At 72.9% G+C, this 25,367-nt stretch carries 16 protein-coding genes; 5 read left to right on the top strand and 11 right to left on the bottom strand.

What is annotated here, in order from left to right:
- Positions 1-10 precede the first annotated feature (10 nt).
- Positions 11-1,771: an AMP-dependent synthetase/ligase gene (locus tag ABEA43_RS14225; protein ID WP_345561906.1), complete on the top strand. Its 1,761-nt coding sequence runs from the start codon at positions 11-13 to the stop codon at positions 1,769-1,771.
- A 24-nt stretch (positions 1,772-1,795) separates the two neighbouring features.
- Positions 1,796-2,233 (top strand): acyl-CoA thioesterase, encoded by a 438-nt coding sequence (locus ABEA43_RS14220; protein WP_345561905.1) that lies wholly within the window; start codon positions 1,796-1,798, stop codon positions 2,231-2,233.
- On the opposite strand, the gene ABEA43_RS14215 is transcribed toward ABEA43_RS14220, so the two are convergent.
- The 4 genes from ABEA43_RS14215 to meaB all read right to left on the bottom strand — a co-directional run bounded on the left by ABEA43_RS14215 (position 2,151) and on the right by meaB (position 7,470).
- Positions 2,151-3,239, bottom strand: coding sequence for an acyltransferase family protein (locus ABEA43_RS14215; protein ID WP_345561904.1), 1,089 nt, complete (start codon positions 3,237-3,239; stop codon positions 2,151-2,153). The two genes, ABEA43_RS14220 and ABEA43_RS14215, sit on opposite strands and share 83 nt — an antisense overlap.
- Positions 3,227-3,847, bottom strand: a complete 621-nt coding sequence (locus ABEA43_RS14210; protein WP_345561902.1) for a TetR/AcrR family transcriptional regulator — start codon at positions 3,845-3,847, stop codon at positions 3,227-3,229. The genes ABEA43_RS14215 and ABEA43_RS14210 overlap by 13 nt, the downstream gene beginning before the upstream one ends.
- A 111-nt stretch (positions 3,848-3,958) precedes the next feature.
- Positions 3,959-6,343: a CehA/McbA family metallohydrolase gene (locus ABEA43_RS14205; protein ID WP_345561900.1), complete on the bottom strand. Its 2,385-nt coding sequence runs from the start codon at positions 6,341-6,343 to the stop codon at positions 3,959-3,961.
- Between the two features lie 167 nt (positions 6,344-6,510).
- Positions 6,511-7,470, bottom strand: a complete 960-nt coding sequence (gene meaB / locus ABEA43_RS14200; protein WP_345561898.1) for a methylmalonyl Co-A mutase-associated GTPase MeaB — start codon at positions 7,468-7,470, stop codon at positions 6,511-6,513.
- 112 nt (positions 7,471-7,582) lie between these two features.
- On the opposite strand from meaB, the gene ABEA43_RS14195 reads away from it, so the two are divergent.
- Positions 7,583-9,949: a serine/threonine protein kinase gene (locus tag ABEA43_RS14195; RefSeq protein ID WP_345561896.1), complete on the top strand. Its 2,367-nt coding sequence runs from the start codon at positions 7,583-7,585 to the stop codon at positions 9,947-9,949.
- On the opposite strand, the gene scpA is transcribed toward ABEA43_RS14195, so the two are convergent.
- From scpA to ABEA43_RS14170, 5 genes are all read right to left on the bottom strand, one after another.
- Positions 9,943-12,096: a methylmalonyl-CoA mutase gene (gene scpA, locus ABEA43_RS14190; RefSeq protein WP_345561894.1), complete on the bottom strand. Its 2,154-nt coding sequence runs from the start codon at positions 12,094-12,096 to the stop codon at positions 9,943-9,945. The two genes, ABEA43_RS14195 and scpA, sit on opposite strands and share 7 nt — an antisense overlap.
- Positions 12,093-13,877 carry a methylmalonyl-CoA mutase family protein gene (locus ABEA43_RS14185; RefSeq protein WP_345561893.1) on the bottom strand — a complete coding sequence of 595 codons (1,785 nt, stop codon included), beginning with the start codon at positions 13,875-13,877 and terminating at the stop codon, positions 12,093-12,095. The genes scpA and ABEA43_RS14185 overlap by 4 nt, the downstream gene beginning before the upstream one ends.
- Positions 13,878-14,021: 144 nt before the next feature.
- Positions 14,022-14,798 carry a peptidoglycan recognition protein family protein gene (locus tag ABEA43_RS14180; RefSeq protein WP_345561891.1) on the bottom strand — a complete coding sequence of 259 codons (777 nt, stop codon included), beginning with the start codon at positions 14,796-14,798 and terminating at the stop codon, positions 14,022-14,024.
- An 83-nt stretch (positions 14,799-14,881) separates the two neighbouring features.
- Complete coding sequence (gene mtnA / locus ABEA43_RS14175) at positions 14,882-15,820, bottom strand: S-methyl-5-thioribose-1-phosphate isomerase (protein ID WP_345561889.1); 939 nt, start codon at positions 15,818-15,820, stop codon at positions 14,882-14,884.
- 129 nt (positions 15,821-15,949) lie between these two features.
- Positions 15,950-17,815: a CASTOR/POLLUX-related putative ion channel gene (locus tag ABEA43_RS14170; protein ID WP_345561888.1), complete on the bottom strand. Its 1,866-nt coding sequence runs from the start codon at positions 17,813-17,815 to the stop codon at positions 15,950-15,952.
- Between the two features lie 94 nt (positions 17,816-17,909).
- Here ABEA43_RS14170 and ABEA43_RS14165 point away from each other — a divergent pair, with 94 nt between their 5' ends.
- Both ABEA43_RS14165 and ABEA43_RS14160 read left to right on the top strand, forming a co-directional pair.
- The gene (locus tag ABEA43_RS14165) at positions 17,910-19,589 is read left to right on the top strand and encodes a serine/threonine-protein kinase (protein ID WP_345561886.1); all 1,680 of its coding nucleotides are present in this window, start codon (positions 17,910-17,912) and stop codon (positions 19,587-19,589) included.
- A gap of 93 nt (positions 19,590-19,682) precedes the next feature.
- Complete coding sequence (locus ABEA43_RS14160; protein ID WP_345561885.1) at positions 19,683-20,792, top strand: DUF5925 domain-containing protein; 1,110 nt, start codon at positions 19,683-19,685, stop codon at positions 20,790-20,792.
- 202 nt (positions 20,793-20,994) lie between these two features.
- Here the strand turns inward: ABEA43_RS14160 and ABEA43_RS14155 are convergent, their stop codons facing one another.
- Positions 20,995-23,835, bottom strand: a complete 2,841-nt coding sequence (locus ABEA43_RS14155) for a hypothetical protein (RefSeq protein ID WP_345561883.1) — start codon at positions 23,833-23,835, stop codon at positions 20,995-20,997.
- 185 nt (positions 23,836-24,020) lie between these two features.
- The gene (locus ABEA43_RS14150; RefSeq protein ID WP_345561881.1) at positions 24,021-25,352 is read right to left on the bottom strand and encodes an SWIM zinc finger family protein; all 1,332 of its coding nucleotides are present in this window, start codon (positions 25,350-25,352) and stop codon (positions 24,021-24,023) included.
- Between the last annotated feature and the right edge of the window lie 15 nt (positions 25,353-25,367).

Genomic DNA, 25,367 nt, shown 5'->3' with positions numbered 1-25,367 from the left:
GAGGTCAGGCATGTCCAGCATTCCCTCCCTGCTCCGCGACCGCATCGCGGCGACCCCAGACGCAGAGGCGTACCGCGTGCCGGCGGACGACGGCTGGACCTCGCTGACGTGGACCGAGGTGGGTGAGCGGGTCCGCGGGCTGGCGCTCGGCCTGGCCGAGCTGGGGGCAGCGCCGGGCCGCCGGGTGTCCATCCTGTGCTCGACCCGGCTCGAATGGATCCTGTCCGACCTCGCGGTGCTGGCCACCGGCGCGGCGACGACCACGATCTACCCCTCCAACACGGCCGCCGAGTCCGCCTTCGTCATCACCGACTCGGGCAGCACCATCGTCATCGCCGAGAACGACGACCAGGTCGCCAAGATCAGGTCCGTGCAGAAGGAGCTGCCCGACGTCACCCACGTGGTGGTCATCGACGGCTCGGCCAGCGACGACGGCTGGGTGGTCACCTTCGACTCCCTGAGCGGCACCGGGCACGAACGCGACTACGACGCGATGGTCGGCGCCATCGGGCCGGACGACCTGGCCACGCTCATCTACACCTCCGGCACCACCGGCCGCCCCAAGGGCGTGGAGCTGACGCACGACAACTGGCTCTACGCCGCGGGCTCCGTACGCGAGCTGGACCTGATCTCCGGCTCCGACCTGCACTTCCTGTGGCTGCCGCTGTCGCACTCGTTCGGCAAGCTGCTGGAGGTCGTGATGATCGACATCGGCGTGCCCACCGCGATCGACGGCCGCCTCGACAAGATCGCCGACAACCTGGGCGTGCTGCAGCCGACGTTCATGGCCGCCGCGCCGCGCATCTTCGAGAAGATCCACAACACGGTCGTCGCCACCCAGCAGCGCGAGGGCGGGCTCAAGCTGCGCATCTTCGGCTGGGCGCGCGCGACCGGCATCCGGGTCACCAGGGCCCGCCAGCGGGGCAAGGCCGTCCCGTTCACCACCCGCGCCGAGTACGCCCTGGCCGACCGCCTGGTCTTCAGCAAGCTCCGCACCCGGTTCGGCGGCCGGATCCGCTTCTTCATCTCGGGCGCGGCCCCGCTGTCCAAGGACATCGCCGAGTTCTTCGACGCGGCGGGCCTGACGATCCTCGAGGGGTACGGCCTGACCGAGTCGTCGGCGGGCAGCTTCCTCAACCGGACGGACACGGTGAGGTTCGGGACGGTCGGGCCGCCGCTGCCCGGCACCGAGGTGCGCATCGCCGAGGACGGCGAGGTCCTCATCGGCGGGCGCGGCATCATGCGCGGTTACCACGGCCTGCCCGACGAGACGGCGGCGGCGCTGGAGGACGGCTGGCTGCACACGGGCGACATCGGCGAGCTCGACGAGGAAGGCCGGCTGAGCATCACCGACCGCAAGAAGGAGCTGATCAAGACCTCGGGCGGCAAGTACGTCGCGCCCACCTACCTGGAGGGCCGGATCAAGGCGGCCTGCCCGTACGCGTCGCACGTGTTCGTGCACGGCGACCGGCGCAACTACGTCACGGCGCTGGTCACGCTCGACATGGACGTGGTCAAGCCGTGGGCGGAGGCCGAGTCGCTCCCCGCCGACGCCGAGGCGCTGCGCGAGCACCCGCGCATGCTCGAAGAGGTCGACAAGGCGATCCAGCAGGTCAACGCCGACCAGGCGAGCTATGCCACGGTCAAGAAGTTCGCGATCCTGGCCGAGGACTTCACGGTCGAGACCGGGGAGCTGACGGCCAGCCTGAAGATCAAGCGTAAGGCGGTCGAGGAGCGGCACGGCGCCACGCTCGACTCCTTCTACGCCTGAGGGCGCGCGCGTAGGGTTCCTGGGGTGATCTCCCACCTCCAGGTACGCCCGAGACACTGCGACGCGCAGGCGATGATGCACGCCGCCCGCTATTACGAGTTTTTCGAGGACGCCTTCCTCGACTGGCTCGCCCCCAGGGGCGGCTACGACGGGCTGCGGGCGGAGGGCGCCGACGTGGTCGTCAAGGTGAGCGGCTGCGAGCACCACGCCCCCGCCCGGCTCGGCGACGTCCTGGCCGTGGAGAGCGTCCCGGCCAGGGTGGGGACGACGTCGCTCACGATGACGTTCACCATGCGCCGGGGGGACGACCTGGTGGCCGTCGGCACGATCACGTACGTGTGCGTGCGCGACGGCCGGGTCGCTCCCCTGCCGGAGCTGCTCAGAGCACCCGTTTGGCCCCCGGCAGCGACCGCACCAGAGAGGCCAGCCACCAGCACAGCGGCAGCGCCACCACCAGCATGACGGCGAACTTGACGATCGCGATCGCCGCCAGCGGGCGCAGCGCGTAGCCGAGGGCGACCAGCACGACCGGGTGGATGATGTAGACGGTGAAGGCGTGGTCGGACAGCCACTTGCCGCGCGGCCCCTGCCCGCCGAACCGCTCCCTGAAGAGCACCAGCAGCCCGATGATCAGGCTGACCGCGAAGGCCGACTCCCACAGGGCCATCGCCGCCTGCGACACCGCGCCGCCGGTCAGGACCGCCGCGGGCAGCAGCACCGCGGTCGACAGGCCCGCCGCGGCGAAGCCGAGCCGCCCGGCCCGCGCGGGCAGGCTCTCGAACCAGCCACGCCGGTGGGCGACGCAGCCGAGCACGAACATGCTCGCGTACTGCGGCAGGCACTGCGGCGACGGCAGCCCGAGCACGGGCACGTAGCTGCCGGTCGGCACCGGGATCCGCCACAGGAACGTGACGGCGGCCAGACCCAGGACGTACAGCACGACCCACCGGAGCCTGAGCGGGACTGATCGCCGGTCGAGCGGCCTGGCGCGGGTCCGCCACAGCGCATAGACGAGCCCGAAGACGATCAGCACCTCGGCGAACCACATGGGCCCCGGGTCCCACGAGCCGAGGTAGTACTGCCAGTACGGCATCCCGGGACGCTCGGCGAGCCCGCCGAAGTTGACCAGCGGCCGCAGCAGCACGAGGAAGACCAGCAGCGGGATGCCGAGCCGCACCAGCCGGTCGCGCACGAACGCGCGCCCGCCCTTGCGGTCGTGTGAGCCGGGGGTGAAGAAGCCGGAGATGAGGAAGAAGAAGCCCATGAAGAACGCCTGGTTGACCATGACCAGGAGGTCCAGCAGGACGCCCGAGCCGTCCTTGGCGGGCTCGGTGTAGAACCACAGGGGGATGTTGCCGTAGGTGACGGCGACGTGGTGGGCGACGACGAGCGCGGTCAGCGCGACCCGCAGGTTGTCCACCGCGTAGAGCCTGGTCCCGGTCCTCGGCTCGGCCTTCATTTCGTGCATGCCCTTTCGAAGAGGTCTGCCAGCTCTCTGGCGTGCGCGTCCAGGTCGTGGTCGGGATAGACCACCCAGTAGCTGAACATGTTGTCGATGGCGGAGGACTGGGTGATGGCCATGACACGGGGGTCGAACGCCCTGAACTCCCCGTTCGCCTGCCCCAGGTGGTAGATCTGCTCCAGCGCGAGGTAGACGTCCTCGTTGGCCTTGATGCCGTAGCGAGGCGCGCCGTCGGCGGTCCTGAAGTTGTAGAAGATCTCGCCCAGCGCCTTGAGCTGGGTGCGGTGGCCGCGCATGTGCTCCGCGACGGCCAGGAGATGCGTCCTGAGCAGCTCGGTGGCGGTCCGCAGGCCCTCCATCCGGGCCATGACGTGCTCGGCGATGCCTCCGTAGGTGCGGTCGACCACCTCCTCCATCAGCTCGTCCTTGCCGGCGAAATGGTAGGAGATGACGCCCTTGCTGATGCCGGTGTGCTTGGCGATGCGCGCCAGCGAGGCCTGGGCGAACCCGACCTCGGCGATCACCTCCACGGCTGAGGCGACGATCTGGGCGCGCCTCGCCTCCTCGATGAAGGAGCGGGATTTCTGTCCGCTCGACTCAATTTCTGACCGCATGGCCAAAATTTAGCACAGTCGGCCGGAAAGCGCGTGGCGCGGAGGTCGGCGAGCACGGCCGGTCCGGCCGTGCCGGGTGCCGCCGGCCGCAGGAGGGCCGGCGCCGGGGGCTCAGCTCAGGCGTGCGCGGTAGATCGTCCTGGCCTGTTCGAGCAAGGACACGTGGTCGCCGAACTGGTAGGGGCTGGCCAGGCGGGCGTGCTGCCTGATCAGCTCCTCCAGCAGGTCCAGCCACTCCAGGCACCACCGCACGTCGTCCCGCCTGGCGACCTGCCTGCCGTCCACGTCCACGTACACGGGGCTGGTCAGGGCGTACCCGGTGGCCGTCATGGTGCGCGGGTGCGGGTCGCACAGGACCTCGGCCACCACGTACGTCGGCTCGTCCACCACGAAGTCGGCCGTCACGGTCAGCGCCTCCGCGCGGCCCGCGCCGCCCGGGCGGGCGAAGTCGCCGGGCAGCCGTTCGGCGCCCGCCCGCACGCCGTCCGCGGTGCGGATGCGCACCGCGGCGACCTCGGGCCCGATGGCGGCGGCCGTGACGGTGACGCGCTGCCCCTTGCGGGCGTGGATGACGTGGCCGGGGCCGTGACCGTCCACGGTCATCTCCAGCCAGGGGCCGGTGGTGGCGAACGTACGGCCGGCGCGTACGGCCGCCGCGAACGACCTGGCGGTCAGCTCCCCCTCGGTACGGGCGTAGACGCGGGCCCAGCCGGGCGGGTTCGACTGGTTGTCCGAGCGGGTGAAGGAGATCATCGCGTCCGTGCCCGCGGTCACGGCGAGCCGGTTGCCCGCGCCGATCAGCCGCCGGTACACCGCCGCCGTGGCCGGGATCGAGGCATGCGTGAGCACGTCGAGGCTGTCCACCAGCCCGAGCGCGGCGTCGGCGACCAGCTCGCGGGCGGCGCAGTTGCGCGGCACGGGCGACACGACGCCCTTGGGCGGGTCGCCGTCGGAGATGGGGGTGTGGAAGGGGTGGCTGTAGCCGACGAGCGCGCCGAGGCCACGCAGCTCCCGCAGCCCGTCGGCGTTGGGCGGCCAGTCCGAGTCGCCGGCGAACCCGGTGTGGTAGCGGCGCGGCGCGGCGCGCGGCGCGAAGGCGTAGACGTGGCCGAGCAGGTCGTTGCGGTATTCGACGCCCATCCTGGCCACGTGCGTGGCGTCGGACCACGGCAGGTCCTCGCCGGTCCAGTGCTCCAGCGCCTCGCGGTCGTAGACGCGGCTGCCCGCGACGTTGCCCGCGAGCAGGTTGAGCACGTGCAGGTCCTCGCCGTGCTGGGCGGCGGCCGCGTCCGCGGGCAGGCCGACCAGGTCTCCCGCCCAGTTGAGGTGGACGTGCATGTCGCCGCCGAACCAGCCGCGGGCGGGCGCGTCGTACAGGCGCTTGGGGGTCAGCTCGATCAGGTGCTCCTCGGCCGGGTCGGGGGTGAGCTCCAGGGTGGCCTCGTCGTACTCCATGCCACGGGTGACCGTGATCGTCAGGGGGACGCAGGGGACGTCGAGGAGGAGGTCGTCGCCGTGGAAGTAGGGGCGGCCGTGGTAGTCGTGGCGGCTGGGGGTGTCGGGCGGGAACCAGCCGGCGCCGTCGGCGGCCATGACGCTCCACCGGCAGGGCATCCCGGCCCGCAGCCGCAGCCTGGCCGCGGGGGTGGGCCGCAGCAGGAGGTCCAGGCGGACGCGTGCGCCGTCGACGACGATCGCGCTGTCGTGGTCGACCTCGACCAGCCAGGCGCCGCGCGGGGCCAGCCGCCGCTGCTCGTCGTCCACGCCGACCAGGCACGTGTCGTCGAGGGAGGAGTCGATGAGCAGGGAGATCCGCTCCTCGCCGCGGCCGGGCAGCGGGACGGACGGCACCAGGCCCGCCCCGCCGCCCGCCACCGGATCCGTCGTGGGGCGCCGCGCCGCGCCGCCCGCCGCCGGATCCGTGGCGGCTCGCCGCACACCGCTGTCCGGCACGGAGTCCTTGGACTTCCGCCGCGCACCACCGTCCGGCGCGGAGTCCTTGGACTTGCGCCGCGCGCCGCCGGACAGCAGGACGAACGGCGTCTCGCCCGCCCGGCGCAGGGTCACCCGCGCGCTGCGGCGGCCCTTGCCCTCCCCCTTGCCCTCTCCCTGGACTGAGCGCAGCGGCGGCGCGGGGAGCAGGACCGTCTTCGGCGCCCCCTCCAGCACGACCCCGTCCGGGCCGACACGAAGGGCCACCAGGTGCCCGGGGAGCTCACCGTCGAGGGTGTCGCGCAGGACCCGGTCGTAGTCGGGCTCGTCGAGGCGGGCGGCGAGCTGGTCGAGCGGCTCGCCCGGATGACTCTCCGCCACCGCCCTGAAGACGAGCTGCCAGAACCGGTCGAACAGCGCGGGCGGCAGAACCCTTCTCCTGGCAAAGAATTTCACATAATGGATCTCAGGTTCGCCCCACGTAATGCCGTGCGCGTCCAGCAGGCGGCCATATTCCTCCAGCGCGCCGGCCACCCTTTCGGGCAGCATCGATTCCGCACTCATCTGCGTCTCTCCCACGTCGGTTGCGCGACATCGTGACATGGATCACGCAACGCGGCCGGGCGGCTACCGTGTGGGGGGTGCGGACTTTCCTCCGAGGGGGAGTGTATTTCCACCCCTGGGTTCTCGATGCTGCTCCGCAACCACAATTCGCCCATGCGGGCGATGATTCAAGGACGTTTAAAGACGGACAAAAGCCGGTCGGCCGCGAGAGCGGGTGTGAGCTCGCCCGCGAGCACTTCGCGTTCGACCCCCGCGGTGATCGCGGCCACCTCCGGGTCGTTGCGCAGCTCCGACAGCAGCCGCTCCCGCACCAGCGTCCACGTCCACTGCACCTGCTGCCCGCGGCGCTTGTCGGCCAGGTCGAGCGACTCCTGATGGGCCAGCACGTGCCGCCAGAGCTTGTCCAGCCCGTCGCCGGTGAGCGCGCTGCAGGTCAGCACGGGTGGCGGCGCCGAGCCCGAGCGCAGCATGCGCAGCGCCCCCGCCAGCTCCCGCGCCGCCTTCCTGGCAGGCAGCTCGTGCTCGCCGTCGGCCTTGTTGACCGCGATGACGTCGGCCAGCTCCAGCACGCCCTTCTTGATGCCCTGGAGCTGGTCGCCGGTGCGGGCCAGGGTGAGCAGCAGGAACGTGTCCACCATGTCGGCCACGGCGGTCTCCGACTGCCCGACGCCGACGGTCTCGACCAGGACGACGTCGAAGCCGGCCGCCTCGACGATCACGATGGCCTCCCTGGTCGCCTTGGTGACGCCGCCGAGGGTGCCGGAGGTCGGCGAGGGGCGGATGAAGGCGGCGGGATCGACGGACAGGCGGGACATGCGGGTCTTGTCGCCCAGGATGCTGCCGCCCGTCCTGCTGGAGGAGGGGTCCACGGCCAGCACGGCGACCTTGTGCCCGCGTCCGGTCAGCAGCGTGCCGAGCGCGTCGATGAACGTGGACTTGCCCACGCCGGGCACGCCGGAGATGCCCACCCTGCACGCGTGGCCGGTGAGCGGGGTGAGCTCGACGAGCAGCCGCTGCGCCAGGATCGCGTGGTCGGGCCTGGTCGACTCGACCAGGGTGATCGCGCGGGCGACCCAGGTACGGGAGCCGGCCCGTACGCCGTGGGCGTAGTCCTCCAGGGAGTGCACCCGACTTGCCCCTTTCTTCAAGGTTAGATCAGCCTAACTTCTGACAAGTCTTGACTTTTGCCAGTAGGGTGCTGGAGTTCTGATCTCAGCTGTCACAGGAGTCACTCCCCTCATGCCCAACGTCGAACCCCTCCGCGAGGGCGACCCGGCAGCGGTGGGACCCTACCGGCTGGTCGGGCGGCTCGGTGCGGGCGGCCACGGTGTCGTCTACCTCGGCCAGGCACGCAACGGGACCCCGGTCGCGGTCAAGGTGCTGCGCGAGGGGCTGGCCGTGGGCGAGCGCCTGGCCAAGGCGATCGCCGCCGCGCGCAGGGTCGAGCCGTTCTGCCTCGCGCGGGTGCTCGACGCCTCGGCCGGCGGCCGGGCGTACATCGTCGCCGAGTACGTGGACGGGCCCTCGCTCCAGCAGGCCGGCCGGTGCGGCGGGGCGGATCTGCAGCGGCTCGCCGTGGCGACCGCGACCGCGCTGGACGCCATCCACCAGGCCGGCGTCGTCCATGGGGACTTCAAGCCGGCGAACGTGCTGCTCGGGCCCGGTGGGCCGCAGGTGGTGGACTTCGGCATCGCGGGGGCGCTCGGGTCGGGCATGAAGGCGACCGGGAGCATCGTGGGCACGCCCGCGTACATGGCGCCCGAGCAGCTCGCGGGCAAGGCCGTGGGTGCGCCGGCGGACGTGTTCGCGTGGGCGTCGGTGATGGTGTTCGCGGCGTCGGGGGTGCCGCCGTTCGGGGACGACTCCCTGCCTGCGGTGATCAACCGCATCGTGAACGAGGAGCCGCAGGTCGGAAAGCTGCCGGGGCCGTTGCGCGAGGTCGTGCTGGCCTGCCTGGCCAAGGAGCCCGGCGCCCGGCCGGGGATCCGCGACGTGCTGCTGCGCCTGGCCGCCCCCCTCCGCCAGGGCTCGCCGCCCTACCAGTCTTCTTCCCCGCACCAGCCGACCGCCTCGCACCAGACGACCGCCTCGCACGAGCAGACCGCCTCGCACGAGCAGACCGGCTCGCTCCAGACGACCGGCTCGGACCAGCAGACCGGCTCGCGCCAGCAGGGTGCCTCGCGCCAGCAGGGTGCATCGCCCCAGCAGGCCGGCTCGCGCCAGACGACCGGCTCGCGCCAGGGGTCGGGGGCGCACCCGGCTTCGGGCTCGCACCAGGGGGCGGACCCGCATCAGACGCTTGACCATCCGCCGGCCTGGGACCAGACCCCGGAGCCTGCCGCCGACCAGGCAGCGGGCGACCGGGGCGAGGCGCTGCCCTCGCGCACCCGCCATAACCCGGCGCGGTCCGCACCGCTCGCGGCCCCGCACGCAGGCCCATCCTCCCAGCAGGCCTCCCAGCAGGCCCCCCAGCAAGCACAGCGCCAGAGCTCCCAGGAGGCCGGGGCGCGGCACCAGCCCATGGGCCACCAGCAGGGCGCGGCCGGGCATCAGGACCCGGCACAGGGGGCGAACACGAACCCGGACCCGTCCGGCCCGGACGGGTCCGGACCGGCCACCTCGCCGCTCCAGGCGCTGTTCGACCTCTCGTCTCCCGTCGAGTCCTCGCCAGGGTACGAATCCCCGTCCGGGTACGAACCCGCGCAGGGGTACGAGCCCGCGCCGGGGTACGAGCCCGCGCCGGGATTCGGGCAGGCCGGGATGGCAGGTCACTCCGGGTCGGCGGCACAAACCGGGCTCGGGGGACACGCCGGGCTCGGGGCGCAGAGCGGGTCTGGGGCGCAAGCCGGGATGGCGGCGCACCCCGGGGCATCGGGCCAGGCCGGGATGGCGGCGCACGCCGAGGCTCAGGGGCACGGGGACATGGGCGGGCGGCCCGGGCCGTACGGGAGCGAGGGCGACGGGCACGGCGGCGCCGCAGACGGTCACGACGCGCCTCAGGGACCGGCCCCGAGGCGGGGGCGGCGGGTGAAGACGGTGCTCATCGCGGCCGTCTCCGGCGTCTCCGTGCTGGCCCTGGCCGGCGCCATCGTCTGGCTGACCCCCACGACGCCCACCCCGAAGACCACGAACGTCGCCGTCGTGACCGGCGTGCCCACCACGTCCGCCGCCGCCACGCCCACCAAGACGCAGCGCCCCAAGCGCACCCGCACGGCCAGGCCGACCCCGCAGACCGAGGGCACGCCGAGCACGCTGCCGAGCGGTGAGACGAGCGACGGCACCACCGCGACCGGCGGGCTCAGGGTCGTCTACCTGCGCCCTGGCGGCACCAAGAACGGCGACTGCTGGACCGGCGGCCAGGTGACGCTCCAGGCGCTGGTCAAGCGGACCGGCGAGCCGCTGAGCTTCAGCTACACCTGGGTCATCGACGGCGCCGCCGCGGGCCGCGCCTCGGCGATCATCTCCCAGGACGGCCAGCGCTACCTGGCCGCGCCGCGCAGCCTCGAAAGCCCGGGTGGCGTCCACAGCGTCACGCTGCGGATCACCTCCCCCATTGCGCTCCAACGGACCATCTCCGTCACGATGTGCGAGCGCGGGACCTATTGACGGCCCCGCAGCTCGTCGAGGAGGCCCAGGGCGGCGTCGGCGATCACGGTCCCCGGCGGGAAGATCGCCGCGGCGCCCGCGGCGCGCAGCTCGTCGTGGTCGCCCGGCGGGATGACGCCGCCGACGACGATCATGATGTCGGCGGCGTCGAGGTCGGCCAGCGCTGTGCGCAACGCGGGCACCAGCGTGAGATGCCCGGCGGCCAGCGAGGAGACGCCCACGATGTGCACGTCGGCCTCGACCGCCTGCCTGGCGACCTCTTCCGGCGTCTGGAACAGCGGGCCGACGTCCACGTCGAAGCCCAGGTCGGCGAAGGCGGTGGCGATCACCTTCTGGCCGCGGTCGTGACCGTCCTGGCCCATCTTGGCCACCAGGATGCGCGGGCGGCGGCCCTCGGCCCGCTCGAAGTCGGCGCTGGCCTGGCGGGCGCGCTCGATGCTGGCCGAAGGGCCTGACTCGTCGCGATACACCCCTGAGATGGTACGGACCTGCTCGGCGTGCCGGCCGAACACCCTCTCCAGGGCGTCGGAGATCTCACCCACGGTGGCCTTGGCCCTGGCCGCGTCCACGGCCAGCTTGAGCAGGTTGTGTTCCAGGCCCGGCGTGGGGCTGTCGGCGGCCTTGGTGAGCGCGTCGAGCGCGCGCTGCACGGTGTCGTCGTCGCGTTCGGCCCTGAGGCGGGCCAGCTTGGCGAGCTGCTGGGCGCGTACGGCGCTGTTGTCGACCTTGAGCACGTCGATGACCTCGTCGCCGTTCGCGCGGTACTTGTTCACGCCGATCACGGGCTGGCGGCCGGAGTCGATCCTGGCCTGGGTGCGGGCCGCCGCCTCCTCGATGCGCAGCTTGGGCAGCCCGGCCTCGATGGCGCTGGCCATGCCGCCGGCCGACTCGACCTCCTCGATGTGCGCCCAGGCGCGTTCGGCCAGGTCGTGGGTGAGGCGTTCGACGTAGTAGGAGCCGCCCCACGGGTCGATCACCTGCGTGGTGCCGGACTCCTGCTGGAGGAGGAGCTGGGTGTTGCGGGCGATGCGGGCGGAGAAGTCGGTGGGCAGCGCGAGCGCCTCGTCCAGCGCGTTGGTGTGCAGCGACTGGGTGTGGCCCTGGGTGGCGGCCATGGCCTCCACGCAGGTGCGGGCGACGTTGTTGAACACGTCCTGCGCCGTCAGCGACCAGCCGGAGGTCTGGCTGTGCGTACGGAGGCTCAGCGATTTCGGGTTTTTCGCATGGAAGCCGGACACGAGCTTCGCCCACAGCAGCCGGGCGGCCCTCAGCTTGGCGACTTCCATGAAGAAGTTCATGCCGATGCACCAGAAGAACGACAGCCGCGGCGCGAACCTGTCGACGTCCATTCCGGCCGCCACTCCGGCCCGCAGGTATTCGACCCCGTCGGCGAGCGTGTACGCCAGCTCCAGATCGCAGGTCGCCCCGGCCTCCTGAATGTGATAGCCGGAAATGCTGATCGAATTGAATTTCGGCATCTTCTCGCTCGTATACGCGAAAATGTCCGAGATGATGCGCATCGACGGCGCCGGCGGATAGATATACGTGTTGCGGACCATGAACTCCTTGAGGATGTCGTTCTGAATGGTCCCCGCGAGCTGCTCCGGCTCGACGCCCTGCTCCCCGGCCGCCACGATGTAGAGGGCGAGCACGGGCAGGACGGCGCCGTTCATGGTCATGGACACCGACATGCGGTCGAGCGGGATCCCGTCGAACAACTGCCGCATGTCGTAGATCGAGTCGATCGCCACTCCGGCCATGCCCACGTCGCCGGCCACCCGGGGGTGGTCCGAGTCGTATCCCCGGTGCGTGGCCAGGTCGAAGGCCACCGACAGGCCCTTCTGCCCGGCCGCGAGGTTGCGCCGGTAGAAGGCGTTGGAGTCCTCGGCCGTGGAGAAGCCCGCGTACTGGCGGATGGTCCAGGGCTGGTTGACGTACATGGTCGGGTACGGGCCCCGCAGGAAGGGGGCGACGCCGGGGTAGGTGCGCAGGAAGTCGAGCCCGTCGAGGTCGGCTTGGGTGTAGAGCGGTTTGACCCCGATGCCTTCCGGTGTCTCCCACACCTCGTCCCCAGCGGATATGGGCGGCGCGGGGGCGTCCGCCGCCCGTCCGGCGTTGAGCGGGATGCCGGAGAAGTCCGGGATCATCGGGTCACCTCCAGGTCGTCGAAGGTCGTGCCGAGGACGGCCAGGGCGTCGCAGCCGGCGTACAGGTTGGCGTCCACGCCGTCGTACTGTCCCTTCCCCGCCAGCCACACCCTTCGCGCGCCCGCCCGCCGCAGTGCGGTGGCCACGGCGACGGCGTGCTGGGCGTAGAGCTTGTCGCTGGAGCACAGGCAGGCGACGGCGGCGCCGCTCACGGCGAAGGCGGTGGCGATCTGCTCGGGGTCGGCGCCGGGGCCGGCGTTCTCGGTGGCCAGGCCGCCGGCCTGGAACAGGTTCGCGGCGAACGCGGCCCTGGCGGTGTGGGCGGCGACGGGGCCGATGGTGGCCAGGAACACCTTGGGCCGCTCGGGCTGCGCGTCGGCGAGGTCGCGCAGCGCCTCGAACGCCTCGGCGTAGCGCACCTTCGGCAGGCCGCCGCTCCCGGTCGCGGCGGTCCGGGGGCGGAGGGGTTTCTCGGCCAGGTTGGGGAACTCGCTGACGCCGGTGATCGGGCGGCGCCGGTGCGCGACGTCACGGGCACGGCGCTCCCGGGTGGCGGCGAGACGACCCGAGATCAGCTCAGCGACCGGGCCGGTGGTCCCCGCTGTGCTCGTGGGGATGCCGCCGGCGGCTTCGATCTCCTGGAACCAGGCCCAGGCGCGTTCGGCGAGGTCGGCGGTGCGGCGCTCGACGTACCAGGAGCCGCCGGCCGGGTCGATCACCCGGCCGATCCCCGCCTCCTCCAGCAGCAGCGCCTGGGTGTTGCGGGCGATGCGGCGGCCGAAGGCGTCCGGCAGGCCGTAGCAGGCGTCGAAGGGCTGCACGGTGACCGCCTGCGCGCCCCCGACCCCGGCGGCGAAGCAGGCGAGAGTGGTGCGCAGCATGTTCACCCAGGGGTCGCGGGCGGTCATCATGGCCGAGCTGGTGACCGCGTGCTGCCGCTGCCCGCCGTGCTCGCCGCCGTGCTCGCCGCCGTGCTCGCCCGCGCCGCACACCTCGGCGACCCTGGCCCACAGCAGGCGGGCCGCGCGCAGCTTGGCAATGGTGGCGAACTGGTCGGCGGTGGCGGCGTACCGGAACTCGATCTGACCTAGCGCTTGCTCAACAGAGAGGCCGCCACCGGTGAGCGCCCGCAGCTCGGCGACGCCCTGCGCGATCGAGCAGCCCAGCTCGTCGGCGTCGCTGCCGCCCGCATCGTGGTACGGCGTGGCGTCCACGGTGACCGCCCGCAGCCCGGGATGGCCGGCGGCGCAGCGGAGCGCCAGCTCCAGCCCGTCACCGTCGCCGAGGGCGGAGGCCCCCAGATTGCCTTTGAGCGTGACGCCACGGCCGGCGGCCAGGCCGAACAGGACCTCGGCGGCCTCCCCCGCCCGCGCCCCCGCCTCCAGCACCACCGGGGCCAGGTCGAGGTAGACGTCCTTGAGCACCGCGCCCAGTTCGCCGGCCGGGATCGCGCCGTCGCCGACGACCAGCCACAGGGAGGTGACGCCGTTCTCCAGGTCGGCCACCACCGCTTCCGGGTCGGCGACGGCGTGCCGCTGCCGCACGTCCCATCCGGGTACGGCCTCCGCGCCGCGCACATAGGGCGCCGCGCCGGGCATCCCCGGGTCGCCGGGCAGGTCGTCCAGGTCGTAGAGCGGCGCGACCGTCACACCGTCGTAGGTCTCGGTGGACAGCGCCTCCTCCGGCGAGCCCGCCTCGACCCCTGACTTGCGCAGGACCTCGACCGCCAGCGACCGCCAGCCGTCGCGGGTGGTGGACGCGAAACCCGCTGCCAGTTCCATGTCTCGGATAGTAGGCGGAATACGGCAAAGCCAGTAACCCCGGGTGCCCCCAGCCGCGCCAGGCTCTGGAAGGCGGGCCGAGGCGTGCGCAAAGGCAGGCTCAGGATGCACCCGCCCTATGTCGGGAGCGGGCACGGCCGTGTCTCAGGAGGCGGGTGCCTCCCAGGCCAGGCGCCACGTGACGGGGCCCACGATCCCGTCGTCCGGCACACTCTGCTCGCGCTGGAAACTGCGGCACACGTTGCGCGAGGCGGCTCCGTACGCGCCGTCCACCTCGATGTCCCAGCCCCGATTGCTCATCTGCTGCTGCCAGGTGCGCACGTCCGTGCCGTGCATCACCGGCGGGTACTTCAGCAGCCTCCCGGGGAACGGCGGCGCGGTGGGGCTGGGGTCGGGGCCGGGTCCTGGCCCGTTCGGGCGCGGCGCGCCCCGCTTGACCCAGGCGTAGAGCGCTTCGCCGGGGCAGTCGGTGGAGTATCCGTCGCGGTGCCCCTTGATCTCCTTGCCCGCGTGCCCTCGGTCCCGTACGTACTGGACGGCGTCCAGGATCGCGCTGAGCATCGCGTCGGGCGGCTGCACGAGCCCCGAGTTGCCCACGAGGCCGAGCACGGCGTAGTGGCCCGAGTTCAGCCCCGGGCCGTTGGCGGCGGGCAGGTGGTGCAGCCCGCGCCCCTCGAACACCTTCATGTGCGGGCAGGCCACGTAGGAGTAACCGATGTCGATCCAGCCGTTGCCGTCCATGTGGTAGCCCTGGATGGACCTGACCAGCGACACGCAGCCGTTGTGGTCGGCGACGATGCCCGGCTCGACTCTGCCGCCGGTGTAGTGGACTTTCACTCCCTTGGTGGAGTCGAGCTGTGTGTAGTCGCCGCGCGGGGGGCGGGCGTTCCAGTCGCGCCGTAACACCAGGTCGATGGCCATGGCGAGCTCCGAGGATCGTGATGGGGACGACCGAGCGTAACGCGGCGGGCGCGGTCAGGTCCCCGGGATCACGATTTTCGCGTCTACGGCCTGATGACCCGCTTGTCCGTGACGATCGCGGTGATCAGATCGTGCGGCGTCACGTCGAACGCCGGGTTCAGCGCCCGGGTCCCCTCGGGCGCCACCCGGACGCCGTGCACGGTGACGATCTCCTCGTCCCCGCGGTCCTCGATCTCGATGTGCTCGCCCGACGGTGTGGCCGGGTCGATCGTGGTCTCGGGCGCGACCACGATGAACGGCACGCCTGCGCGTTCCGCGCCGAGCGCCAGCGCGTACGAGCCGATCTTGTTGGCGGTGTCGCCGTTGGCGGCGATGCGGTCGGCGCCGATGAGCACCGCGTCCACCTCGCCCTTGGCCAGCAGGTACGGCCCCGCGGAGTCGGCGATGAGGCGGTGCGGCGCGCCCATCCTGGCCAGCTCCCAGGTGGTCAGCCTGGCGCCCTGGAGCAGCGGCCGGGTCTCCAGGGCGAGCACCTCGGCCAGCCGCCCGCGCTCGTGCAGGGTCTGGACGACGCCGAGCGCGGTGCCGCGTTCGACGGCGGCGAGCCCGCCCGTGTTGCACACGGTCATGATCCGCAGCCGGTCGCCTTCGAGCAGGTCGGCACCGCGCTCGCCCATGGCCAGGCAGGCGGCGATGTCGTCGTCGCGCACGCGCAGCGCGGCGGCCAGCACCGCCTCGTGGCCCTCCGCCAGGTGCGCGACGGCCTGGTCGACGCCCCAGGCGAGATTGACGGCGGTGGGCCTGGCGGCGCGCAGCCCGGCGATCTCGGCGGGGTCGCCGCCGGCCAGCACGACTCCGAGCGCCCCCGCCACGCCGAGCGCGGGCGCGCCGCGCACGGCCAGCCGCTGAATCGCGTCGACCAGCTCGGCGACGGTGTGCAGGCGGAGCATCACGCATTCGCCGGGCAGCCGCGTCTGGTCGACGAGCTCGACGGCCCCGTCGACCCAGTCAATGGTCCTCACGGGGCAAACGCTATCGTTCCCGGCTTAACGTTCCCCGCTATTCCGCCGCGCCCACTCTCGGGCCCGCGAAGCGCCCGCTCTGGGGCCCACTCTTGGGCCCCGATCGGGGCCCGGCTCGGCGGCCCTGGCTCAGCGTTCCGCGAGGACGATCACCGAGTCCTGCTGGTTCAGGACGAGGGGCTCGGCCTTGGCGGGGTTGAGGACGATCCCGTAGTGCGGCGGCAGGTTGCGCGACTGGGCGCTGCGGTAGCCGATGGCGGTCTCGCCCCTCCGGCGGGCGGCCTCCACGACCGTGGAGAACGTCACCTGCGTCCCGGTCTTGACGTACGAGCCCGCGGGCCGCGGGTAGATCTCCGAGCCGCGCGAGTCGAAGAGGTAGCCGAACACGTCCGCGAGGTGCCGGTTCTCGGCGAGCTGGGCCAGCAGCAGGCCGATGACGGTGTCGCTGATCACGATGTCGTCGGCCTCGGTGACCTCGGCCAGCGTCCGGTTGTTCTCGTCGTGCATCTCGCTGACGATCGAGTAGTGCTCGCCGAGCGCGCTCTGCATGTCGCGGAGCTGGAGCAACGTCATGAGCGTGCGCGTGTCGGAGTGGTGCGGCTTGAACCGGTCGTCGGACAGCACGATGACGTGCTGGAAGAGGCCGACTCCGAGCGACTCCAGCGCGTACCTGTCGGTGGTGTCGCAGTCCTTGACGTTCACGGTGAGGTTGCGCAGGCCGGCCAGGTTCGTGCCGGCCTTCGGGTGGTCGGCGGCGACCTCCAGGACGGAGCCGGGCGCGACGTAGCCGTCGAGGTAGCGGATGATCTGCTCGGCCCGGCCGTTCCAGTTGAGCAGCAGCGTGCGCTCGGGCTCGGTGGGCGCGCGCTCGGCCGTGACGAGCGCCGACTCGTCCACGGACGGCTTCCCGGCCGCGAGCCGGACGTGGGAGTCGTCGTGCGCGATGACGATGACCTGGTCGTCCTCCTTGATGACGGTGTCCATGGGCGGGTTCAGCACGACGCCCGACGGCCGGAGCAGGCCGATCACGGAGGCGGTCTGGTAGGCGTGCAGCGCCTCGCCGTAGGTGAGGCCGACCGTCTTCTTGGGGGTGCGCAGGTAGACCTCGCCGCCGTCGAAGTTCAGCAGGTCCATGCAGACCACGGACATGCCGGACTGACGTGAGGACTGCACGATCAGCCGGGAGGCGGTGTCGTCGGAGTCGACCAGGTGCACGTCGCCCCCGCCGGCCAGGCGGGCGGCGGCGATGTTGCGGCTGGAGGTCAGACCGGCGACCACCGGCGGGTGGATGCCGGTGCGCTTGGCCAGCGCCAGCAGGATCTTGATGACGTGCGCGTCCGGGTCCTCGCCCTCGGGCGAGAGCACGACGACGGATCTGGCCGAGGCCAGGTTCATCAGCGCGAGGTCGCGTGGCTCCGTGGGGCGGCCCGTGCGGCACACCAGCCGGGTCCTGCCGAGGTCGCCGACGTGCTCGCGCAGGTCCTCCTCCATGGCCAGCTTGTCACGTTCCGCCAGTACGGCGATGACCGAGCCCTTCTGGCTGGCGTGCGCCTTGGCCAGCTCGGCCACGATCGTGTACACCTGGTCCGACCAGCCCAGCACCACCGTGTGACCGGACTCCACGATCCGCGAGCGCCCCCTGCGCAGGCGGTCCACCTTCTGCTTGAGCCCGTTGGACAGCAGGCCGACGAGCATGCTGACGATGAAGAGCCCCCCGAGCGACCCGGCGAACATCACCGTCATGTACGCGATCGAGCCCTTGTCGCTGGCGACCTTGCTGGGTGTGAGCGCGTGCATGAGCGCCACCCACAGCACGTGCCCGGCTCCCGTCACGCCTTCCGGCTCGTCCGGCGCGAGCCAGAGCGTGAGCGCCGCCACCACCACGATGAGCCCGACCGAGACCAGCGCCAGCCAGCCGATCAGCGACGCCGTCCCCTTGGACATGGTGTTGTCGAACCAGTACCGCGTTCTCTCGCGGAACGTGACCTTCGACACTTCCCCGATACCTCCGTGTAAGGAGTGATTTGTCCTGACGTCACAAGGTACCGATGGATCTTGGCTTCCGCATGGCGACCGGTAACGTAGCCGCATGGTGATCCCCCTGACACCGGACGATCCGGCGTCGCTGGGCGACTTCCGCCTGGCCGGCCGGCTCGGCGAGGGCGGGCAGGGCGTGGTCTATCTCGCGCATGCCGCCTCGGGTGAGCCGGTCGCGATCAAGCTGCTCAGCGCGGGCGACAAGCAGACGCGGGCCAGGCTGGCGCGTGAGCTGGAGGCGCTGGAGGGCGTCGCGTCCTTCTGCACGGCGCGCGTGCTCGACGTCTCGACGGGCGGGCCGAGGCCGTTCGTGGTGAGCGAGTTCGTGGACGGCCCCTCGGTGGCCGACCGGGTACGCGAGCGCGGCCCGCTGCGCGGCGGCGACCTCGAACGGCTGATGGTCGGCACGGCCACCGCGCTCGCCGCCATCCACGCGGCCGGGATCGTGCACCGCGACTTCAAGCCGGCCAACGTGCTGCTCGGCCCGGACGGGCCCCGCGTGGTGGACTTCGGCATCGCCAGGGCCGAGGGGGCCGCGACGATGACGTCGGGGCTGATCGGCACCCCGGCCTACCTGGCGCCCGAGCAGATCGCCGGCTCGCCCGCGGCGCCCCCCTCCGACGTGTTCGCCTGGGCGGCGACGATGCTGTACGCGGCCACGGGGACGAGCGCGTTCGGGGCGGACACCGTACCGGCTGTGCTGCACCGGGTGCTGCACGCGGAGCCGGACCTGTCGGCCCTGCCGCCGCGGCTGCGCGGGCCGATCGCGGCCTGCCTGGACAAGGATCCCGCGCGCCGCCCGACGGCACAGCAGCTCATGGTCTCCTTGGTCGGCCCCAACGCCCCCCGCCTGCCCCCACCCCCGAACGGCACCGGCGACCCGCCTCCGCCCGGCGCCGGCGGCACACCAGCCTTCTCCCAATCCGGCACCGGCCCGGCACCCCAGGGCGGCACGGGTCCAGGACCTCGCGGCGGCATGAGCCCGGCGCCCGCCGGTGGTCCCGCGCACGGACATGTCACCGGACCGCCCACCGGCCCACCCGGCGGCCAGTACGGCGGGCAGCGCAACGCCGGGCTGCCGGCGCACGGCGGCCCGACGGGGCCGGGGCGCCGGGACGGGGACAGCACGAAGGACCGTCGCCCCCGGTCGAGAGGCGTCCTCGTCGGCGTCGTGGCGAGCGTGCTCGCGCTTGCCGCGGTCGTCGGCACGACCTTCTACATCATCAACCGCGACCCGGAATCAGGCCAAAGCACCCGGATCATCACGAACACGACCCAGTCACCCCCCGCCGAGACCGAAGATCCTCCCGCGGAGTCGACGCCGCCGGCATCACCCACGGATGCGGCGTCCTCCCCCGCCGAGACCGAGCCGCCCACCACGGAGCCCGGCGGCGACCTGGAGATCCCCGCCGCCTTCGCGGGCACCTGGTCGGGCCACACCACCACCACGAACCCCACCGACACCGACGGCGCCGACAACAAAGTGGTGCTGAAGCGGGGCGACGCGACTGCGGCCTGGTGGGAGGAGGACCCCGACGAGAAGTGCGCGGGCACCATCACCCTGACGAAGGTGGAGCGCACCCGGCTCACGTTCGCCCTGGGGCAGAACGAGGGTGGCTGCATCCCCGGGACGATCTGGCTGGACCTGCGGGGCGACACGCTCACCTACACCTGGCGCGACGTTCCCGGCCTCGGGTTCGTCACGCAGACCGGCGCGCTGAAGAAGAGCTGAGTGAAAAATCCCGAACACCCCTGAGCTGCGCATGGCGAATTTCTTCGGCAAAACCCTTCGACTTCTGCGCACTCCGAGTAGATCATTAGTGCTATGTCTGTCATCAGGGAGGTGCCGTTCCCCAGCCCGGACTCGTCGGATCTGCCGATGAACATCTGGATCGACGACGCCGACTCCGCCATCGACGTCATCGACGCCTTGGCTCTGTCGCCGTTCGCGACGGGCGCGCAGCCGTGGTCTCGCCTGGCGAATCTGGAGCGCGTACGCCCTGACGCCGCGCTGAGCCCCGCAGGGGGGCGCGTGCTGCGCACCGCGCGGGTGGAGGACGGCTCCGAGTCCCGGCTGATCTGCGGCGACGGCTGGACCCTGCGCGTCGTGCGCCACCGCAACCGCACGGCCACCGTCAGCGTGACGGCCGTCAACGAGGACCTGGCCAGGACCGTGCTCCAGGAGAGCATCGACGGCGCGGAAGAGGCCGTGCCCGACGTGGACCACGTCGAGATGGGCTTCTGGTGGCGCGGCATGCACGGCGGCACCCGTTCGGAGAAGCCCATCACGGCCCAGCCCTGGGCCGAGATCAGCCCGAACTACTCGGCCAAGGTGCGCCCGTCCCTCGACCGGCTGATGTCGATCACCCCGGCCGACGTGAACGGCCGCCTCATCCTCCTGCACGGCCAGCCCGGCACCGGCAAGACGACGCTGCTGCGCTCGCTGGCCAAGCAGTGGCACGACTGGTGCCAGGTGGACTGCGTGCTCGACCCCGAGCGCCTGTTCAACGAGCCCGGCTACCTGATGGAGGTGGCCGTCGGCTACGACACCGACGACGACGCCCAGCGCTGGCGGCTGCTGGTCCTGGAGGACTGCGACGAGCTGATCAGCTCGGGCGCCAAGGCGCAGGCGGGCCAGGGCCTGTCGCGCCTGCTCAACCTCACCGACGGCCTGCTGGGGCAGGGCCGCGACGTGCTGGTGGCGATCACCACGAACGAGGACCTGACCCGGCTGCACCCCGCCGTCGTCCGCCCGGGCCGCTGCCTGGCGCAGGTGGAGGTCGGGCCGCTGAGCAAGGAGGAGGCCACCGCCTGGCTCGGCACCTCGCGCGGCGTGGGCCCGTCGGGAGCGACCCTCGCCCAGCTGTACGCCCTCCGCGCGGGCCGCGAGATCACCGTGCAGGGCGGCGACGAGTCCACCGGCCTCTACCTCTGACACCTCCGGCCCACCCATCGCCGCTACCGGAACGAGCCATCACACCAGGCGGCGTCCCACCACGGCCGTCACGTCAGGCACCACCGTCCCACCACGGCCCTCCCACCGGGCGGCGTCCCGCCGAGCGGCGTCCGCCACGGCTCTCTCCGCCACAGCCGTCACGCCAGGCGGCGTCCCGCCACAGCCGTCATGTCGGGCGCCGTCACGTCAGGTATGTGTGGAGCCGCCGCGCCTCGCGGACGAAGTTGTTCGACGCCCGGCGCCCGGCGATCTCGGCCACGCACGCCAGCGGGCCCCTGGCCCCGGACCAGCGTGCCGCGCGCAGGGCGAAGGCGAGCCCCTGCGCGTGACGGGTGTTGGGCCGCTCCCCCGGCCCCGGGAGGAACACCGGCAGGAACCCCCTCATGATCGCCCACACCTCGCGATGCACCCCCTGCCCGGCCGCCGTCTCCAGGGCCTCGAACACCCGGCCCGGCTTCACCCACGTCCTGCGCAGCAGTAGGGCCAGCTGCCGTCCGAGCTGCCCGGCGTCCAGATCGCCGCGGGCCGCCGCGTCGGTCACCAGCCGCGCCCGCTCGTCCAGCCCGGCCGACCAGGACCGTTCGGCCAGGAAGCAGGCCAGCACGAGGGCGGCCCCCTCACCCCACGGCCCGCCGGCCTGCAGCAGGGCCTGCGCCTCCGGCAGCGTGAGCTCCGGCGCCTGCCAGTGGTAGAGCAGGTGCGGCACGAAGTGGAGTGCCACGACCTCGCGGTGGGACGGCAGCACGGACGGCCACCACGACATGAGCCCGCCGTGCTGATCCCTCCTGCGCCAGTCGGGGTCGGCGAGCAGGTCGTCGATCAGCGGCAGCCCGGTCGGCGCGACGCGGATCCGCGGCATGAGATCGGGGGTCTTCGAGTCCGCGGGCTCCCGGTCGTCGCGATATCCGGCCGACTCGTCCAGCCGGCCGGCGTATGCCCAGCCGATCTCGGTGACAGGCTCGGGCCGCCCGCCGTCCATCCAGCGTGCCGCCGCCCGGCCCGCCTCCGAGGTGAGCCGTCGGGCCCGCGCCGCCACCTCGGGCGCGACCTCGCGCGGCAGCCGCAGCAGCGCCTGCTGCAGGTCGGCCGGCAGTGCGTGCGCCCCGCAGCGCTCGTAGCCCTCCAGCCGCCGCACCAGCTCGGCTGCGTCCACGTGCCCGGTCCCCTCGGTGGGCTCGGCCAGCAGATACGGGGGCAGGGTCCCGCCCTGCACCGCCTCGGACACCTCGGCCCAGCGCCGCAGCAGGAACAGGTGCGGCGCGGACACCGTCCCCGCCTGCGGCAACCGCGGCTTCCCCACCCGCCCGCCGTCCACGCCGTAGCCGCCGTGCCCGCCGTGCCCGCCGTGCCCCAGGCCAGCGTCGCGCTCGCCGTGCGCCAGGGCGGCGGCGCGCTCGCGCAGCACCGCGGCGATCTCCTCGCACCACTCCCGCACCGAGAGCCATGGGCCCGCCACGCCGGGCGGCCGCGTGCTCGCCAGTGCGGCCACGAGCCCGTCCCGGTCGAGGGCGTGCAGCCGGACCACCCCGGCCAGCCACCGCTCCCCGGCGCTCCACGCCTCCCGGTACGGAATGGCGCCCAGCTCTCCCGCCGCCATGACCGGCGGAGGAAGCGGCGCGCACGGCCGGGGCTCGGGCAGCGGGACCGGCGTGAACCCGTCGTCCTCGTACGCGTCCGGTTCGGCCGCCGCCCCGCCGAACACCGCGGCCAGCGTCTCCCCCAGCTCCTGCGGAAGGACGCCGATGGCGGCCCTGATGTCCTCGGCCCCGGCCGGCGAGAACCGCTTGGCGTGCTTGACCGCCATCCGCACGGCCCGGCCCTGCACGTCGCCCGACTCGCAGGCGAAGGCGTGCCCCAGGCCGGATGCGACCTCGTCGAGCTCTCCGCCCGTCCCCCGCCCGGCGTCGCCCCCTGCCCTGGCGACCTCGTCGAACCAGGTGAGCCCGGCTGTCACCAGCTTGCGTTCCGGCCGGTGCAGCAGCGAGCGCAGCGCCTCGGCCACGTCGGCGGGCTCCAGCGCGTCCGGCAGCCGGCGCAGGTGCCGCAACGAAAGCTCCGCGACGCTCCCCGGCGCTGCGGGCAGCAGCCGCAGGTAGTCGCGGGCCCGCTTGCCGACCTCGTCGTGCGCCGGCTCCAGGAGCTCGTGCAGGTGGACGAAGAAGCGCAGGTCGGCGGCGGCGCCTCCGCGCAGGAAGCGGCGCAGGCAGCCGTCGAGCAGCAGGTCGCGCGGGATCCTGCCCTCGCTCTCCAGGTCGCGGAGCGCGGCCAGCCAGGTGCCGGGCGCGAGCGGCTGGGGGCGTTCGTCGCGCAGCACCGTACCGACGCCTTCCGCCTCGAACAGCCTGGGCACGAGGTGGTCGAGCAGCGGGTCCTGGCGCAGCTCCGCGGCGGTGACCGCGCGGCCGGCCCAGGCCACCACCAGCGGGTCGTGCTCGGGCGGGACGGCGCCGCTGCGGCGCAGCATGGCCAGGGCGAGCTCGGCGAAGTCGTCGCGCCGGCGCCGGCGCCGGGCGCTGGGACGGAGTCTGAGCGCGGCGCGGACGGCGAAGTCGGCCTGCCACTCCGGCGTGCGGGCCGACAGGACGCGTTCGAGGAGCTCCGGGGTGCCGCTCTCCTGGCTCCAGGGGTCCTGGAAGGGGCGGCGGTTGAGCCAGGCCACCACGGCCGCCGCGCCGGAGAGGGCGGCCGCTCCGGCGACGCGCATGGCGTCGGCCCAGCTCTCGTCGGGGGCGGACGGCATCCGGCGGGTGCTCCACCACAGGCCGGAGTCCGCGTCGACCTTGCGGCCGGCGCGGGCGGCGCTGCGCAGGTGCTCCTGCCAGGCGGCCTCGGCCTCGCGCTCGTGCCTGGTGATGCGCTCCTGCCACCTGGTCTCCGCCCGCCGTTCCGCCACCGGGAGGTGGCCGGGCAGCGCGGCGGCCACCTCCCGGCGGGCCCCGTCGTCGAGGCCGAGCACGCGGTCGGCGACGGTCTCGGCGTCGCCGGTGTCGATGGCGGCGACCACCGCCTCCCAGGCCGTCACCCACCGCCCCGCAACCGCCCTGATCCCAACCCCGACCCCGACCGCAGCTTCAGCCCCGGTCCCAGCCCCGACCCCGACCCCGACCGCAGCCGCTGGGCCCTCAGACGTCGCGACCTCGGCGGGCGGCGCGTCGAGGGCTGCGGGCGGCCCGGTCCGCTGGGTGTCCGGTTGCGGAGCTCGGGTGCTCACAGAGTCACCTCGACCGCGACGCGCGCGGCGATCCTGGCCGCCAGCACGTGCTTGCAGGGCCCGCGCGAGCCACGGTGGTCGAACCACCACGGGCACGTGCACTCCCCGTCGCCGAGGTGCACCTTCCGCACCCCGCCGTCGGTCGTCACCTCGGCCGCGGCTCCGGGCAGCAGCCGGACGGCGCCGGAGTCCACCAGGGCGCGGGCCGCCGTCAGCCGGGGGTTGAGCTCGGCCACCTGCTCCCTGTCGTAGGGCAGCTCGCGGTGGAAGTGGGCCGCCTCGTGCAGGTCGTAGCCGACCCGCCCGGCCGTGCCGAGCTGGGTGAGCGCGGCGCGTACGCGCTCGATGGGCAGCCCGGCGCGCTCGGACAGCAGCCCCAGCTCGACCGTGGGCTCGAAGTTGAGCAGCATGCCCACCACGTCGGCGTCGCCCGCGGCCTCGTCGGTGGACAGGTCGGACAGCACCGCGCCCTCCCCGGAGAAGCCGCGCCACGGCTCGGGCGAGACGGCCAGGGTGTAGCGCATGCCGGGCAGTTCCAGCTCCCACGCCCCGGCCGTGGATGTCCCGTCGGCGGGACCGTAGACCCGCAGCGTCTTGGCGAACCTGAGCAGCGGCATCAGCGTGGCGATCCGCCCGGTGCCCGCCAGGCAGACGCCGCCGCGTCCGGGGCTCGCGGAGACGCGCAGGTCGCGGCCGGCCGGCACGGCCCAGACGGTGGAGCGGGCGCCGCGGGGCAGGGAGCGCAGGAAGCGTACGGCGTGCGGGCCGCTCAGCTCGGCCCGCAGGTCGAACCCGGCGGCGATCACCTGCACCTCGGCGAACCCGCGCAGCCACCGCGACGGCAGCGGCACCTTCTTCTCCACGACCGCGCCGTCGAGCGTGGTCACGGTCAGCTCGTCGGGGCCGACGCCCAGGTGGAGCGGGTCCCTGCCGCCCACCCTGGCCAGCGCCTCGCGCAGCGGGCCGTTGACGTCGACGTTGGTGGTGCCCCGGTCGAGCACGTCGCCGTCGAGGTCGGACACGTCGAGCCGGGCGTAGACGCCGCCGCAGGCCGAGAACGACTCGAACCGCAGCCGGCCGCCGTCACAGGTGACCACTGGGTCGCGAGTCCAGCCCGGCCGGGGCTGGTGGTAGCGGGTGAGCGCAACGTCGGCCACGGCCAGCAGCCCCGCCGCGGCGGGGGCCGCCTGGGAGAGCAGGCCGCTGAAGAACCTGGGGTGGGCCTGGGCGCCGGATAACGCCGTCCCGCCGGAGGTCGAGAGGCCAAGTCTGCCGTCGGCGAGCACCGAGGGGCCGGCGTAGGAATATGCCTGAACCGCTTGAGTCATGCCCCGAACCATAGA

Source organism: Nonomuraea rosea (genome assembly GCF_039539705.1).
Lineage (GTDB): Bacteria > Actinomycetota > Actinomycetes > Streptosporangiales > Streptosporangiaceae > Nonomuraea > Nonomuraea rosea.
Note: the sequence above shows the minus strand (reverse complement) of the source record. Positions and strands in the feature narration are given on the sequence as shown.